This is a genomic window from Mycoplasma razini (assembly GCF_048076865.1).
In the GTDB taxonomy this organism is placed as follows: Bacteria; Bacillota_I; Bacilli_A; order Mycoplasmatales; family Metamycoplasmataceae; genus Mycoplasmopsis.
On the sequence record NZ_CP182212.1, the window covers coordinates 714,288 to 729,855 of the forward strand.

Below are 15,568 nucleotides of genomic sequence, written 5' to 3' on the forward strand. Positions count from 1 at the left end.
ATTAAATTGCCTCCCCTTCTTCGTTTAACATAGGCACATATTTCATAACAAAGTTTTGATATGGTGTTTTGAAGTGTTTTTCATGGAAATCATTGAAGATTCTGTTTTTGAGTGCTTTGTAAATTTGTTTTGCATTTCTTTTTTCAGCTTTTTGAATGTTTTTAAGTTCAACAACTCTGTTAAGACCTAAACTATCTTTGTTTTTGTATAATTCAAATTTTAGTTTTGAAATTTCATCATAAATTGCCATTTTTTCATCAGGTGTTTTACCTTTTAATGAAACAAGTAATTTAGATACTTTATTTTCGTATTGTCTTAATAAGTATTTGTATTCATTTTTACGAACTTTAATTGATTTAGCTGCAATTTTAACTTTTTTATGATATGTAATGTTTTTAATTTTGCCTAATAATTCTAAATACTCAGTTTCATAATCTGAAGTTACTTTGTTAATTGCTGAGTAGTAAGTAGTAATTTTTTCAGCTAATTCAGGAGTTACTTGTTTGTTCTTAGCTGCTTCTTTTACAACTGCTTGATTATTAGTTTTTAAGTTTTTAACATCTGCTGCATATTGAGCATTTAAAGCTTTTAATTTACTTTTTGCATCAGCAACAGTTTGATCATATTCTTTAAAGAATGCTTTAGACATTTCCTTAATAAATGCATTGTAATCTGCATATTCAGCTTTTAGCTTGTTAACTAAAGTTTCATTATTTTCTTTTCTTGCATTTTTAACAAGTTTTTTGTATAAGTATTTAACAACATTGACTGAATCTGTATCATAAGCTGCAAGAGTTTCATTATTGATTAATGATTCAGCTTTTTTAGAATTTTCTTCCATTCATTTGTTTGATAAGAAGATTTCTTGTTTGTCTCAAGCTTTTTGTTTGTGAGTTTTACGAACCAATCTGTGATATATCTTGAAGTTTTCTCAATATTCCTTGTGGAACGTTAGTACTGCTTGTTTTCTTATTCATTCTAATGGTCTAAATGAGTAGAACATTAATGATAAGGCAGCCATGAAGACAATAAGACCAGTAATAATAGGACTGAAATCACGTGAAATACTTCTTACTGCTTGGAATCCTGGTTGAGCAGCATTTAAGAATGCATATAGAATAGATGTAAATACAGTTCCAATTGGGTTATTTAATGCAATAAGAGCAATAGCGATACAGTCGAATCCGATATTTAATGGAGCTGCTGCTAATGATACTTTCTTTTGTTGGATAACTATGTAGTAGAATCCAGCAATACCTGATAAAGCACCTGAAGCAAACATAATTAAAATGATCATTAATTTTTCATTAATACCAACATATTTAGCATTAGATTTGTTTAATCCAACCATTTTAATTTTGTATCCTAATGTTGTTTTTGAGTAAATAAATCAAATAACTAACATTAAAAGAACAACAAATGCAATACCAAAGTAGATAAAGTTATTAACTAATTCGTTTGAAATAAAGATAACACTTGTTCCAAATGGTGGGTTTAGTCATTGTTTAACATAACTACTTGGTGCATCTGGACTGAATAAAACATTGTTTGTTGAAGTGAAAATTCAAATTGAAATAAATGTAATAATTCAGTTAATGAAGATTGTTGAAATAACTTCGTGAACATTGAAGAAGGCTTTTAAAACCCCTGATAATCCACCAGCAATTCCCCCTACAATAATTGAAAGGAAGAACATTCCGACAAGATATGAAGCTGAAATGTCATCTTTTGGTAGTCTTGAGCTAATTAAAACAGCGAAGAAGATAACACCTGGAAGTAGCATTTGGCCGGGAACACCAATGTTAAATAGCCCGGATTTAAACCCAATAGCTACAGCTAATCCAGAAAATGCGAAAACTATAAAGAATATAATAGTGTTTCTAAATGTTGAGGGTCCTGTTGCAAAATTAAATACATCAATAAAGAAAGAAAAGAAGTTTAAACTACCATCTGATGTACCTGAACCTACTGCATAGTATAAAATATTTGCTAAAAACAGTCCAATAACTACTGCTCATAATGAAGAGTAGAATTTTCTTCTGTTTGATTTTTTATCTTCAAACATAAAGTATTTTCTAGTCTTTTCAAGAGAAGAAACAAGTGTTTTTGAAAAACTGTTTGGTTGTTTTAAACTATTTGTCATTTTCATCTCCTCCCTTGTGAGCCATATATAATCCTATTTCTGTACGTGTTAAATCTTTTGCATCTTTACATGCAACGATTTCACCAGTATTTAAAACAGCTATCTTGTCAGCTAAAGCAAGAACTTCATCTAATTCATATGAAATAAGTAGAATAGCTTTTCCAGCTGCTTTTTCTTTTAAAATTCTTTCGTGAATATTTTTAATAGCACCAACGTCTAATCCACGTGTTGGTTGAAGAATTAAAATGAAATCGTGTGGTGAGTTCATTTCACGACCAACGATGAATTTTTGTTGGTTACCACCTGAAAGTGAACGAGCTTGTGAATATCCTTTTCTAGCTCCACGCACGTCAAATTTTTCTATGATGTCTTTTGTTTCATCAGCAATTGGTTTATCTTTGAAAATACCAAAACGATTGTATTTTTTATCTCACAATCTACGTAAAACAGTATTTTCTTTAATTGTATAATCTAGTGCTAAACCATGTTTATGTCTATCACTAGGGATGAAACTTAATCCAAGTTCGGAAATTTCTTTAACACTTAATTGATTTAATTCAATAAATGTTTGATCTGATTTCTTGTTTCCTTTTATTTCCTTAACAAGTTCAATAATTAATACAATTGCTAAAATCAATCCAAATGAAGCAAAAGTACCACCTAAAATGTAAAAAATTGTTTTTTGAGATATTTCATTTATTGGTGAGAAGAACATAACTAATGATATATAAATCATCAATAGTGTACCTAAAAATAGTGATATGTTTTTAAGCTTTTTCTTTTTGTAAACTTCTTTAGATTTTTGCTTAATTAAATCTGTTTGTCTTAATAAGATATCACCAGAAACAGGTTTAATCATACCACTGATTACATACTCTAAATCTCTTTGTCCATTACCTTCAACTCCGGCAATAGCAACGATTTCACCTTTTTTAATGTCTAAAGATAAATTACGTAATGGTTTTTCTCCATTAGTTGTAACATTTCTTAAACTTAAAATAACTTCATTGTTTGAAGTGTCAGAATATGTGTTTCTTGTAACTTCAACTTCTCCACCAACCATACGGTTAGCCATTTCTTCGATTGAAACATCAGCTACTTTGAAGTTACCTTTTACTTGACCATGTCTTAAAACAGTAGCGTTATCAGCCACTTCTTTAATTTCGGCAAGTTTGTGCGAAATAAATAGAATAGTTTTCCCTTGCCCTCTGAACAACTTAAATGTGTTTAAAAGACCTTGGATTTCTTGATCAGTTAAAACAGCTGTAGGCTCATCAAAAATTAAAATCTCTGAATCACGATATAACATTTTCATGATTTCGACTTTTTGTTGAGTCGCAACTGTTTCTTTTCCTGTTAAACGATTTAAATCAAAATGCAAGTCAAACATTTCTTGAATTGTTTTAATTTTTTCGATAGCAGGTTTATAGTCGATTACTCTTGAATACTTCTTGTTATCTTCTGTACCTAAAACAATGTTTTCAAGGTTTGTATAAACATCAACAAGTTTAAAGTGTTGGTGCACCATACCAATACCAAGTTTGTTAGCATCGTTAGGACCAGAGATTAATACTTCTTTGTCATTAACTTTGATAATTCCTTCATCAGGTTCATATAAACCAAATAAAATTGACATTAAAGTACTTTTTCCAGCACCATTTTCACCAATTAATGCATGGATAGTACCTTTCTTGACAGAAAAGGAAATATCTCTGTTGGCCTTAATTGAGCCAAAAGATTTAGAAATATTAATGAATTCAATAGCGTTAACAGTTGTTTTCATTTTCCTCTTTTCTAAAATTAAAAATAAGTTACCTTATTTAGTAAAATTATACATTAAAAAATTATTTTTTTTCATTTTAAAAAGTGCTAGGAATAAGGCATATAAATAAAAAAAGAAAAGCCTTTCGACTTTTCCTTTTAGCAAAATTATTGAGCTATTTTGTCAATTTCTTTAACAACTGCATCAGCTACATTAACACCATTAACATTTGCTTGAGCAGCTTGTCCAGGCATTGTGCTGTTTGTGTATACGTAGTCTTTTGTTTCTTTGTTTGCACTTAAGAATTGTGTTTTGTATTCTTGTAGTTTTGTATTAACGAAGTTTCTTTCTGCTTCATCTGCTAATGTACTTTGTGCATATCCAACTCAGTTATTTTCAAGTGTACCATTTAATGTTTGAACTGTTGTAGCAGCTGAATTAAATGTATTTGCTGAGTTGTTTAATCCAAAGATTGTGTATAGAAGAGCATCATAAACTGATTGTCCTAAGTTCTTTGTAATTGATGTAATGAATAATCCTTTTGCTGATGGGAATGCTCTTGATTGGTCAGCATCAACCCCAATAATTACTGTTTTATTTGTGTTAGATTGTTCTAATTGTGTTTTTAAGATAGCTGTAGCTGTACCAGCAACTGGTAAGATAACTCTAGCATTTGTTGCAACAGCTTGTGTAATAGCTGATTGCATCTTAGGATCTGATTCGAATCCTGAGTTAATTTCTAATTTGTTATCTGATCCTGATGTTAAAACTTTAACTTTAGCATCTGCATGAGCTTTGTCAAATGAGTAGATACCTTTTACATATCCATTCATAAATGCTGTAACACCATCATAGTCACCACCACCAAATGTTGTAGTTGTTTTATTTGTTTTTGAGTATGTGTTTAAGTAGTCAGCAATTGCTTGTCCAACAACATATGAAGGTCCTTGAACTTGGTATGTAACTGTATATAAGTCTTTAAATGGAACTTTGATTTGGTCTGGAGTAATAGCATAGTCTAATCCAATGATTTTAACTTTGTTTGCGATTAATCTGTCAGAGTTTTCGTTAATAAAGTTTGGTAAGAAGTCACCGTGTGCATATCCTGATAAAATTCAGATTTGTGTTTTTGAATCTAATAATGCATTGTATTGGTCAACTAATGAAGCACCAACTGTAGGTTCGATTGGTTTAGCAACTAAGTTTTTACCAGCAGCTTTAAATTGATCAGTTAAGTCTAAAAGTCCTTCTCATCCTGATTGGTTGAATGATTGGTCTAGAATTCCCCCTGATTCTGTAACGAATGCGATTGAAGGTAATTCTTTTAAAGCTTGAATCTTTTCTGCTAAGTTTTCGTTTACATTGATAACACCTTTTGTAACACGTTCATCTGGTGTAATGTATTTAGCTTGTTTTCCATCTTCAGTTTTGGCATCATTTCCACCACATGAAGCTGCAACAATAGGTAATGTAGCTGCTGAGATTCCAGCAAACGCCATTAATAATGATTTAAATTTTTTCATAATTCTCCGGTATATAATTAATTAATTAATTTCTCGAACAAATCGCTTTTGTATTTTTCTATTAGTACTAATTTGTTCACTATTATTATATAGAATTAGAAGGATGAAAATCCAAAATATGGAAATAAGTTTATTTTTGTTCCATATTTTTCTAATTTTATAGAAAAATAACTTTTTTGCCTATTTTTAGGTGCTAAATGCATTTTTTGTGCATTTTATAATGTAACAAAATTGCTTTTGAATTATTTTTTCTAGGATAAATTATTAAAAAAATAAAGAAAAAGCCCTAAAATAGGGCTTATTTACTATTAAAATTGGTATTTTTCTGGGTGTTTTTCTTGCATTAGTTTAATGAATTCTTTTTTATCCATTTCACCATATTTATTCATTAATTCAACACATTCATCATATTCAGCCATAGCTCATGTGACATCTTCAAAACCATCTACTGAAGTAATCCCTTCACGTTTTCAGTTTTTATATGTTGAGAAGAATGTTTTAACTGTGTCTAAAAATGGTAATGGAAGATCTTTTAACGATTGAATGTGATCAAGTCTATAATCATCTGCATGAACAGCAATTAATTTAGTATCTGTTTCACCATCATCGATCATTTTCATAGCACCAATAATACGTGCATTTAAAGATACTCCTGGCATGAATGTTTCTTCTGAATATAATAAGACATCAAGTTCATCTCCGTCTCAGTCTAATGCATTAGGAACAAAACCATAGTTGCATGGGTAAACAAAATCTCCTCTTAGTATTCTGTCTACTTCAATTTGTTTAGTTTTTCTGTTGTATTCGTATTTGATTCTTGAATTCTTTTGAATTTCAATTTTTACTTGGATTTCTTTTTGCATATCTATATAGTAACATATTGAAGAAAAAAAATTAAAAAAAATGTTTGGAAAATAATTCTTGTGTTATAATACTTAAGCAACAAGCAATAAACAATGTTGCCCAGGTGGTGGAATGGTAGACACAAGGGACTTAAAATCCCTCGGTAGCAATACCGTGCTGGTTCAAGTCCAGTCCTGGGCACCAATATCTGCGCCCTTAGCTCAGCAGGTAGAGCAAATGGCTTTTAACCATTGGGTCAGAGGTTCGAATCCTCTAGGGCGTACCATTTCAAGAAATTGACCAAAAAGCTTCTATTTAGAAGCTTTTTTATTTTTATTTTTTAATAAATAAATAAAAATACCCTATTAAGTCATAATAGGGTATTTTCTATATATAGTAAGGATCTTACTATTAATTAGAAATATTTTTGTGATTAATTATTTATTTATCAGCTTTATTTTTCTTTTTGAATAATAGTAATGTCATTCCAATTCCAGCCACAACTGTTCCAAAGACTAGGACAGCTATTCATGTAAGAAGGTTTGTTTTACTTGCTGAATCATAAGCTTTTTGCATTTGTTCTGCTGCATCATTAGAAATTTGTCCAATTTCTTCAACTGTTTGAGCAGCATCAATTTTATCTTTAGCTTTATTTTCAATTACATCAAGTTGTTTTAAGAAATCATCTCTTGAGTCATCTTTAACTCTCTTACTTTTTTCTTTATATGTATCTTTCTTTTTATCTAGATCAGTTTTAGCTTGTGCTTTTTTAGCATTTAATTCATGATCTGCAACAGCTTTATCAACTAATTTATTTAATTCATCTTTAATCTTATTAACATCTTGGATACTTGTTGCATTTTGAATTTTATCTTTAGCTTCAGTAAGTTTTTTATTGAATGCTTCTTTTTCTTCTGGTGTTAATGTTTTTTCTGAATTCTTAAGTTTATTTTCAAGTTCGCTAATAGCATCTTTTTTAGCTTTTGCTAATTTGTCTTCTTGAGCTTTCTTATCAAATTTGCTTAAAGCACCATCAACAACTGGTTTGATATCTTTAATATCTGTTTTAGAATCAATTTCAGCTTTTGCATCAGCTAAAATTTTCTTAAGTTCTTTCAAGCCTTCTTCAGTATATTGATTTTTATTTGCATCAAGTTCTTTTTCTTTAGCATCTAATTGTGCTTTAGCTGTCTTTTTAGCTTCTGCTAAATCTTGAGCATATTTATCAGCTAAATCTTTAGCTGCTTTTTTAGCATCTTGAGCTGATTTTGTTGCATCTTCAGGCTTAGTTGCTTTTGAAATTGCTTCTTTTTTATCATTTAGAAGTTTTAGAATTTCAGCTTTTTTATCTTCTGGTAATTTAGATGTGTTTTCTTGATACTTCTTAATTTCTGTTTCAAGTTCTTTTTTAGCATCATCTTTAGCTTTAGTTAAAGCTAATTCTCCAGCTTTTTGATCAAATTCTTTAATAGCTTTTTCAACAGCTGATTTAATTTCTTCTGATTTTGTTTTGCCTTTTATTGCATCTTTAGCATCAGAAAGAATCTTTTTAAGCTGTGTAACTTGTTCTTCAGTATATTTAGATTTATCTTTTTCTAATTCTTTTTCTTTTTCATTAAGTTTTGCTTCTGCTGTTTTTTTAGCTTCTGCTATTTCTTTTTTGTATTCATCTGCTTTTGCTTTAGCATCTGTTTTAGCTTGATCTGACGCATTTTTAATTGCAGATTCATCTGTTAATTTATCAATTGCAGTTTTCTTTTCTTTTAAGAAATTAATAATTTCATCTTTTTTATCACTTGGTAAATTATCAGTGTTGTCTTGGTATTTCTTAATTTCTTCATCAAGTTCTTTGTTAGCTTTATCTTTAGCATCAGCTGTTTTCTTATCGGTAATTTCTTTAGCTTTTGCTTCCAAATCAGTTAATGCTTTATTAACAATAGGTTGAATTTGATCAATATCTGTTTGTTTGTCAATATCACTTTTTCCATTTGTTAGAATCTTTTGAAGTTCTTTATATTCTTCATCTGTATATTTGCTTTTATTTGTTTCAAGCTCTTTTTCTTTAGCATCTAATTTTTCTTTAGCAGTCTTTTTAGCTTCTGCTAAATCTTGAGCATATTTATCAGCTAAATCTTTAGCTGCTTTTTTAGCTTCATCAGAGGCCTTTTTAATTTCGGTTTCATCAGTTAAATTATTAATTGCAGTTTTCTTTTCTTTTAAGAAATTAATAATTTCAGCTTTTTTATCACTTGGTAAATTATCAGCATTAGCTTCATATTTCTGAATTTCAGCTTCTAGGTCTTTGTTAGCTTTATCTTTAGCATCAGCTGTTTTCTTATCAGTAATTTCTTTAGCTTTGGCATCCAAATCAGTTAATGCTTTATCAACAATAGGTTGAATTTGATCAATATCTGTTTGTTCTTCCACTTTTTGTTTAGCATCAGTTAGAATTTTTTCTAGTTCTTTATATTCTGTATCTGTGTATTTACCTTTATTTGTTTCAAGCTCTTTTTCTTTAGCATCTAATTTTTCTTTAGCAGTCTTTTTAGCTTCTGCTAATTTATTTGCATAATCGTCTGCTTTTGCTTTTGCTAACTTGATAGCATCATCAGCTATCTTAGCAGCAGCTTCTGGTGTAGTTGCATTTTTAATCTTAGCTTGTTCTTCTTTGAGTAGTTTTAGAATTTCAGCTTTTTTAGTTTCTGATAATTTAACTGTATTATCATCATATTTCTTAATTTCTGATTGAATTGCTTTATCAGCTTTATCTTTAGCTTCTTCTAAAGCTTTTTTTGCCTTTTCTTTATCTTCAGCTAGTTTTGCATCTAATTGTGATTTAGCATCTTCAAGTATTTTAACAATGTTTTCTATATTCTGATTTTCTTTATTATTAAGATCGTTTACAAAAGTTTCAGGACTTAGCAATCCAGCTTTTTTGTATTCTTCAATTTTTGCTTTAGCAGCTTCTACTATTTTTTCTTCAAGGCCTAAGGCTTCTAGCCCTTTTATAGCATCATTAACTTTTTTAACATCAGAATAAATATCCTTAGTATTAAAATTCATAGGATCATTTTTATTAGCAATATCTTTAATTTCATTGAATTTTTCAATTGGTAGAAGATCTTTTAATTGATCGATGTTTTCTTTAGTTTCTACAAGTTGTTGGGTTTTTTCAGCTAATTTTTTATATGCATCAACAGCAGATTCTAAATCTTTTCTATTTTTAGTAAAATGTAAAGTTGACTCAACATCATTTAAGTTTTGTTTGTTATATAATGGGGAAGTTTCTTTACTAATTAAGTTACGTGTAAGACTATCAAATTCTTTTCTAGCAGCTTTGTTATATTCAATACCTAATTCTTTCAACTTTTGATTCTTATCTTTTATTTGATTTACAGAATCCTCAAAGTTTTCTGGAGAAATATTGTTAATTAAATTTTCCCCTTCAGTAAGTTTGGAAATATAATCTGCTTTATTAAAATCAGTTACACCTCCTGTTTCAGGTATAAAATCCATTGATTTAATTGTGTCTCTTGCATATTTTATAGTTTGAGCCATATCCGTTATAGAATCAATAGAACTAGATATTTTCTTTAATTTATCTAAATCATTTTGAGAATCAGTTACAAGTTTCTTTAATTTATCTCTTTGTTCTTCATTAATTTTACCTGCTTCAAAAGCAAATTTAATTTTCTCTTCAATATCATTTTTGAATAGATCTTTTTGGAATTGCTCCATAGCTTTTTTATTTTCTTCTAGTTTTGTATCAGTGGCAATTGTTTTTATATCTACATTTTTTCCGTATATTTTTTCTTTAGATCAATCATTTTTCTCATTTGGAGTTATTGAATATTCATTTTTATATTTCATAACTTCCGCAATATATTTTTCTTTTGCTTTATCTGATAGTGTTGAATATGATGGGTCATTTTTAAAACTGTAAAATTCTTTTATTTGTTTAAGCGCTTTTTCATATACAGCATCTGCTTCTTTGCATTTTTCAACAATTTCTTTTATTTTTTTAGATGATTTTGCTTCATAAAGCTTAGCTTCTGCATCGTTTTTTATAATTAATGATATATTTTTTAATGTTTGTATATCTGAATGTGCTCTTGTTATTTCGCCACCTAATGTTGATTTTAAAACATCTTTTACTTTATCAAATTCTTTTCAATATCCACGGTTGACGCTTAAATTCATTAAATGCCCTTTGTTATATAGTCCTGTTTTTCCTAAATCTGTACTATCTCCATTTTTAGAAAAAATGAATTCAGGGTTTAAAAGTGCATGATCAGTCTTTGGAATTGTAGTGATATATTCTTTAATTTTTTCAAGTTTTTCACGGCTTGCAAAATATTTTCCTGCCTCATCAATTATTGTTTTTTGATTAGAATTTAAAGTTGAATAATTATCAGAGTTTTTATAAGTTGCTGGTGAATCAAAATATTCATTAAATTCTTTTCGAAATTCTCTAAATTTACTCATTCTGTATCTAATTCAAGATAAGTAAACAGTATCTTTATTTTGATCTTGAGCATCTTTTGATAACCCTGGTCATGCACCATACGCTTTATCTAAAGTAGTTTCACTATCATAGTTAGCTACTCTTCCGAAGTTTTCTGGTCCATCTATTTTTTCATATCCATCTAAAGTACCAATCATCATTAATAATAATCTACCAAAAGAACCTAATGTGTCTTTGGGTTTATTTTTTTCACTAATTGGTTCTAAAGGATTAAAAGTTGCATCAAGTTCCATATCTTTAAAGTTATAATCTGTTTTATAAAATTCCTTAAAGAATTCATAGTATCAACCCTTGAAGGCTTCTTTTCCATTTTTAGTATCAGATTTTTCTTGAAGGATTTTTACTATTTTTGATTGAAATTCATTGTATTTAGTTTTTAAAATTGTTTCATTAACTTCATCTGTTGATTTTGACTCAAAAATTTTAACAGCTTCAGTAGCTGCTTTTTTCATATCATTTCATTTTCCATTTTTCTTACCATAAAAGTTGTAATCACTAAATGTGGAATCATCTATAAGGTAAGGGTTACCTACAGTTAAGTTAATAAATACTTTAAAATATGTACTCATTAAGTTATACTGATCAGTAATTTCTTTTTTTAGTTCTTCAAAGTTAGCGGATGGTAGGTCAATTTTAGTTTTAAATGCTTTTATTTGATCTTCTCTTAAACCTCCAGTTTCTTTGTCAAACTTATATTTATCAAGTAATTGGTTTAATTCAGTTTTTTGTTGTTCTGCTGTGGTGCTTGCTGATAATAAGGCAGCTGGTGCACTGCATGCTAAAACAACCCCAATACCTGAGGATAATAATAGTTTCTTTTTATTCATTTCAGTCTCCTTTGTTAGTTTTATTCTACTTATATTATATATTTTTATTTTCGACTAATTCAAAGATAGGCACATGATGTGGAACGTACCACATTTTTACTTTAAAACAAAGAAAAAGCAATTTAATAGCTTTTATTAGAATTCTATTTTTTAGGGTAAAAATTATAAAAAATTACTAAATGGAAATTATTTTGTAATTTGTTAAACATTTAGCAAATTCTTTTGTTAATACAAGCAATAGCAATATACTAGTGATCTTTTGTGTATATTCAGTAAAAAGGCTTTTATTTTTATGATCTTAAAATAAAAAATAATTTTCGATTAATAAGTATTTGTCTTTTTAAAGTTTTAAAGAATAAAAAACTCCTCACTACAAGAGTGAGAAGTTTGGTCAATTTCTTGAAATGGTGCGAACGAATGGACTCGAACCATCGACCTCACGATTATCAGTCGTGTGCTCTAACCAGCTGAGCTACGCTCGCAAATATGTATGCATATTATATCATAAAATATTTCTATGCATACAAAAATTATTAAGTTTATTAACGTTTTGAGAATTGTCTTGCACGACGTGCAGCACGTAAACCTGGTTTTTTACGTTCTTTAGCACGAGCATCTCTTGTAAGCATTCCTGCAGCTTTAAGAGCAGCACGGTAATCTACGTTAGCTTCTAATAAAGCACGAGCGATTCCTAATCTAATTGCTCCAGCTTGTCCGCTAAGTCCCCCACCAGTTACGTTTACACTAACATCAAATGTTCCAAATGTTTCTGTTAAAACAAATGGTTGGTTTGCATCTTTTAAGTAGATATCAGATGTTAAGTAATCTCTAGCATCACGGTTATTGATTGTGAATTTTCCTGTTCCTGGTGTAAGTCTTACACGAGCAACTGATGATTTTCTTCTTCCTAAACCACGGTACATTACATTGTTATTAGCCATAATTATTTAACCTCTAATCTTTCTGGATTTTGAGCTGCGTGTTTGTGATCTGGTCCAGCGTAAACAAATAAGTTTCTACGTTGTTTGTTTCCTAATTTTGTGTGTGGAAGCATACCGCTAACAGCTTTTTCAATAATAGCTGTAGGTCTTTTAACTCTTAATTTAGCAGCTGTGATAGATTTAAGTCCACCAGGGTATCCTGAGTGTGAGTAGTAAATCTTGTCTTCTTCTTTATTACCTGATAAAACAACTTTTTCAGCGTTGATAATAATTACGTTATCACCCATATCTGCATTAGGTGTAAATGTTGGTTTGTTTTTTCCTCTTAATACTGATGCTACTTGTGCAGCTAAACGACCAAGTACTTGTCCTTCAGCGTCAACAACATATCATTTTTTGTTAGCTTGTTGAGTATTTACTATTGTAGTTTGTCTCATGCTAATCCTCCTACGTTAACTATATAAATTTATTTAGGTTTCGGTTAATTTTTTTAAATTGCTTATTAATTATAACACACAAAACTTAATAAACTAATATTTTTAATTATCTATTTTTGCTTAAAAATAAGGCATTTTATATATTTTTAAATTATTTATTGTATCTTTATTTGACTTAATAAATAAATTGCAGCAGTTTCTGCTCGTAAAATCCGACTTCCTAGTGAAACCGGGGCAACTTGGTTTTCTTGTGCTAAAGTGATTTCTTCTTCACTAAATCCACCTTCAGGTCCAACTAAAAACAATACATCTTGATCAATGGGTTGAGGCAGTGAAACTGAAGTAGCTATTTTTTCATGTGCAATATATTTAGTAATTCCTGGTAATTTAATAACATCTTCAAATTTAGTTAAAGGTGCTAATTCAGGAATTTTGTTTCGAAAACTTTGCTCTGCTGCATTTTGTAAGATTGTTTTGAAACGATCATATTTACTTTCAAATTTATTAAACTTAACTAAATCATGTTGAGTATATTGAGTTAAAATCGGAATGATTTTACTTACTCCTAATTCAGTTGCTTTTTGCAAAGCTCACTCAAAGCGATCTAATTTTATGACACTTAAAGCTAAGATTACTTCATGTTTTAATTCATGATTTTGTTCTAATTTAAATTCAATTTTAGCTTGATTATTTTCAAGTATGCATTGATAGAATTCATTTTGATAAACACATATAAAGGGTTTGTCTTGAGCTCTAATTACTTTTATATGTTTAATAATTTCAGGATCTAAGTCAAATTTATCACCACTTTGTTTAGTTACAAAGAATCGATTCATACTTATTCCTCATTCATAATAGCTTCATATTCTTCAAGAGTACCTCTGAAAATAAAGCTTTTCTTAGGTGATTGAAGTTCTAAAATAACATCAGCACATTGGTTAACAAAGGCTCTGTTATATGTGGTGAAAATTGCTCCACCTTTAAAGTTTTTAACACCTTCGATAACTGAGTCAATTGATTCAGCATCTAAGTGGTCTAATGGTTGATCTAATATAATAAAGTTAGATTCAAGTAACATCATACGTGAAAACATTAATCTAGCTTTTTCACCCCCACTAGTTACTCTAACTTTTTTAAAGACTGAGTCATTATTAAATAACATACGTCCTAAAAATCCACGCATACGTGCATCATCGTTTTCACGATTTTCTTTTTCCTTATTTTCTAAAGGTCATTTTGAGATTCATTCTAAAATATTTTCATCAGTGTCAAAATATTTAGAGTTTTCATTTGGGAAGTATGAAGGAGTAATTGTTTGTCCTCATTCAACTGTTCCACTAGTTGGTTTAGTAATTCCAAGTAAACATTCTAAGAATTTTGTTTTAGCAATGTCATCTTCTCCAACAATAACCATTTTTTCTCCTGGTTTTAAAGAGAAGGATACTTTTTCAAAGACTGTTTCTCCTTTATCATTAACATAAGTTAAATCTTCTACATTTAAAATTTGTTTACCATGATCACGATTCATTTCTCAACGAACATATGGATATTTACGATTAGAAGGTTTAATTTCGTCTAATGATATTTTTTCTAAAGCTTTTTTACGTGAAGTAGCTTGACGCGATTTAGAAGCATTAGCACTAAAACGAGCAATAAATTCCTTTAACTTTTCAATTTGTGCTTCTTTCTTCAAGTTAGATTGTTTCATCATTTCACGTGCTAATTCTGAAGATTCTTTTCAGAAACTGTAATTTCCTGTATAGATTTTAGCTTCATTATAGTCAATATCAACAATGTGAGTACAGATAGCATCTAAGAAATCACTATCGTGGGATACGACAATAACAACATTTGGATAGTCAATTAAAAAGTTTTCAAGTCATCTAATACTTCTTAAGTCAAGGTGGTTAGTTGGTTCGTCCATGATTAAGATATCAGGATTTCCAAATAATGCTTTAGCTAATAAAACTTTAATTTTTTGGTTAGCTGTTAATTCACGCATTGGTACTTCTCATTTATCTTTTGGAATATGTAAATTAGCAAGTAATTCTTGCGCATCATTTTCAGCTGTTCAACCACCTAACATACCAAATTTTTCTTCTAGATCAGCTGCTCTTTCATAATCTTTATCAGTTGCATCTGGATTCATATAAATGGCATCTTTTTCTTCTTTAATTTGATATAAATCAGTATTTCCCATGATAACTACTTCAGTTACATTCATATCATCATATGCATTGTGATCTTGAGAAAGAACTGAAATACGTTTATTTTTTTCAATTACTATATTTCCACCAGAAGGCTCAACTTGTCCAGCAATGATCTTTAGAAAGGTTGATTTACCAGCTCCATTAGCCCCAATTATTCCATAAGTATTACCTTCAGTAAACTTCAAGTTAACATTTTCGAATAATTTTTTATCACTAAAAATTTTACTTAAATTTTGAACTTCAATCATTTAGTCTCCTTATATTATTAGTTGCTATATTATAATTTAATTTTTAATTTATAAAAATATTAAAAAAACCTTCTAAAGAAGGCGATTGGCATCAAAGTTAAGCACTCGA

General features: G+C 29.3%; 9 protein-coding genes and 3 tRNA genes. 2 read left to right on the plus strand and 10 right to left on the minus strand.

The annotated features are described in order from the left end of the window. Position 1: 1 nt before the first annotated feature. The 4 genes from ACM0L0_RS02805 to ACM0L0_RS02820 all read right to left on the minus strand — a co-directional run bounded on the left by ACM0L0_RS02805 (position 2) and on the right by ACM0L0_RS02820 (position 6,291). On the minus strand, positions 2 to 2,143 hold the full coding sequence (locus ACM0L0_RS02805) for an ABC transporter permease subunit (RefSeq protein ID WP_416738464.1): 2,142 nt from the start codon (positions 2,141 to 2,143) through the stop codon (positions 2 to 4). Next, on the minus strand, positions 2,133 to 3,926 hold the full coding sequence (locus tag ACM0L0_RS02810; protein ID WP_416738465.1) for an ABC transporter ATP-binding protein: 1,794 nt from the start codon (positions 3,924 to 3,926) through the stop codon (positions 2,133 to 2,135). Before ACM0L0_RS02810 ends, ACM0L0_RS02805 begins: the two co-directional genes overlap by 11 nt. Positions 3,927 to 4,072: 146 nt before the next feature. Beyond that, a complete protein-coding gene (locus tag ACM0L0_RS02815; RefSeq protein WP_416738466.1) occupies positions 4,073 to 5,428 on the minus strand; it encodes a BMP family ABC transporter substrate-binding protein in 1,356 nt (451 codons plus the stop codon). 308 nt (positions 5,429 to 5,736) lie between these two features. Continuing rightward, complete coding sequence (locus ACM0L0_RS02820) at positions 5,737 to 6,291, minus strand: inorganic diphosphatase (protein ID WP_416738467.1); 555 nt, start codon at positions 6,289 to 6,291, stop codon at positions 5,737 to 5,739. A 98-nt stretch (positions 6,292 to 6,389) separates the two neighbouring features. Between ACM0L0_RS02820 and ACM0L0_RS02825 the strand changes: the two genes are divergently transcribed. After that, positions 6,390 to 6,475, plus strand: a tRNA-Leu gene (locus ACM0L0_RS02825). A 6-nt stretch (positions 6,476 to 6,481) separates the two neighbouring features. Next, positions 6,482 to 6,557 (plus strand) — tRNA-Lys (locus tag ACM0L0_RS02830). 155 nt (positions 6,558 to 6,712) lie between these two features. Here the strand turns inward: ACM0L0_RS02830 and ACM0L0_RS02835 are convergent. The 6 genes from ACM0L0_RS02835 to ACM0L0_RS02860 all read right to left on the minus strand — a co-directional run bounded on the left by ACM0L0_RS02835 (position 6,713) and on the right by ACM0L0_RS02860 (position 15,459). Next, positions 6,713 to 11,623 carry a hypothetical protein gene (locus ACM0L0_RS02835; RefSeq protein ID WP_416738468.1) on the minus strand — a complete coding sequence of 1,637 codons (4,911 nt, stop codon included), beginning with the start codon at positions 11,621 to 11,623 and terminating at the stop codon, positions 6,713 to 6,715. A 405-nt stretch (positions 11,624 to 12,028) separates the two neighbouring features. Continuing rightward, a tRNA-Ile gene (locus tag ACM0L0_RS02840) sits at positions 12,029 to 12,105 on the minus strand. A 60-nt stretch (positions 12,106 to 12,165) separates the two neighbouring features. Next, complete coding sequence (rpsI, locus tag ACM0L0_RS02845; RefSeq protein WP_416738469.1) at positions 12,166 to 12,564, minus strand: 30S ribosomal protein S9; 399 nt, start codon at positions 12,562 to 12,564, stop codon at positions 12,166 to 12,168. Positions 12,565 to 12,566: 2 nt separating this feature from the next. After that, positions 12,567 to 13,001, minus strand: a complete 435-nt coding sequence (gene rplM / locus ACM0L0_RS02850; RefSeq protein ID WP_416738470.1) for a 50S ribosomal protein L13 — start codon at positions 12,999 to 13,001, stop codon at positions 12,567 to 12,569. A 155-nt stretch (positions 13,002 to 13,156) separates the two neighbouring features. Then, positions 13,157 to 13,837 (minus strand): 16S rRNA (uracil(1498)-N(3))-methyltransferase, encoded by a 681-nt coding sequence (locus ACM0L0_RS02855; RefSeq protein WP_416738471.1) that lies wholly within the window; start codon positions 13,835 to 13,837, stop codon positions 13,157 to 13,159. A gap of 2 nt (positions 13,838 to 13,839) precedes the next feature. Then, the gene (locus ACM0L0_RS02860) at positions 13,840 to 15,459 is read right to left on the minus strand and encodes an ABC-F family ATP-binding cassette domain-containing protein (RefSeq protein WP_416738472.1); all 1,620 of its coding nucleotides are present in this window, start codon (positions 15,457 to 15,459) and stop codon (positions 13,840 to 13,842) included. Between the last annotated feature and the right edge of the window lie 109 nt (positions 15,460 to 15,568).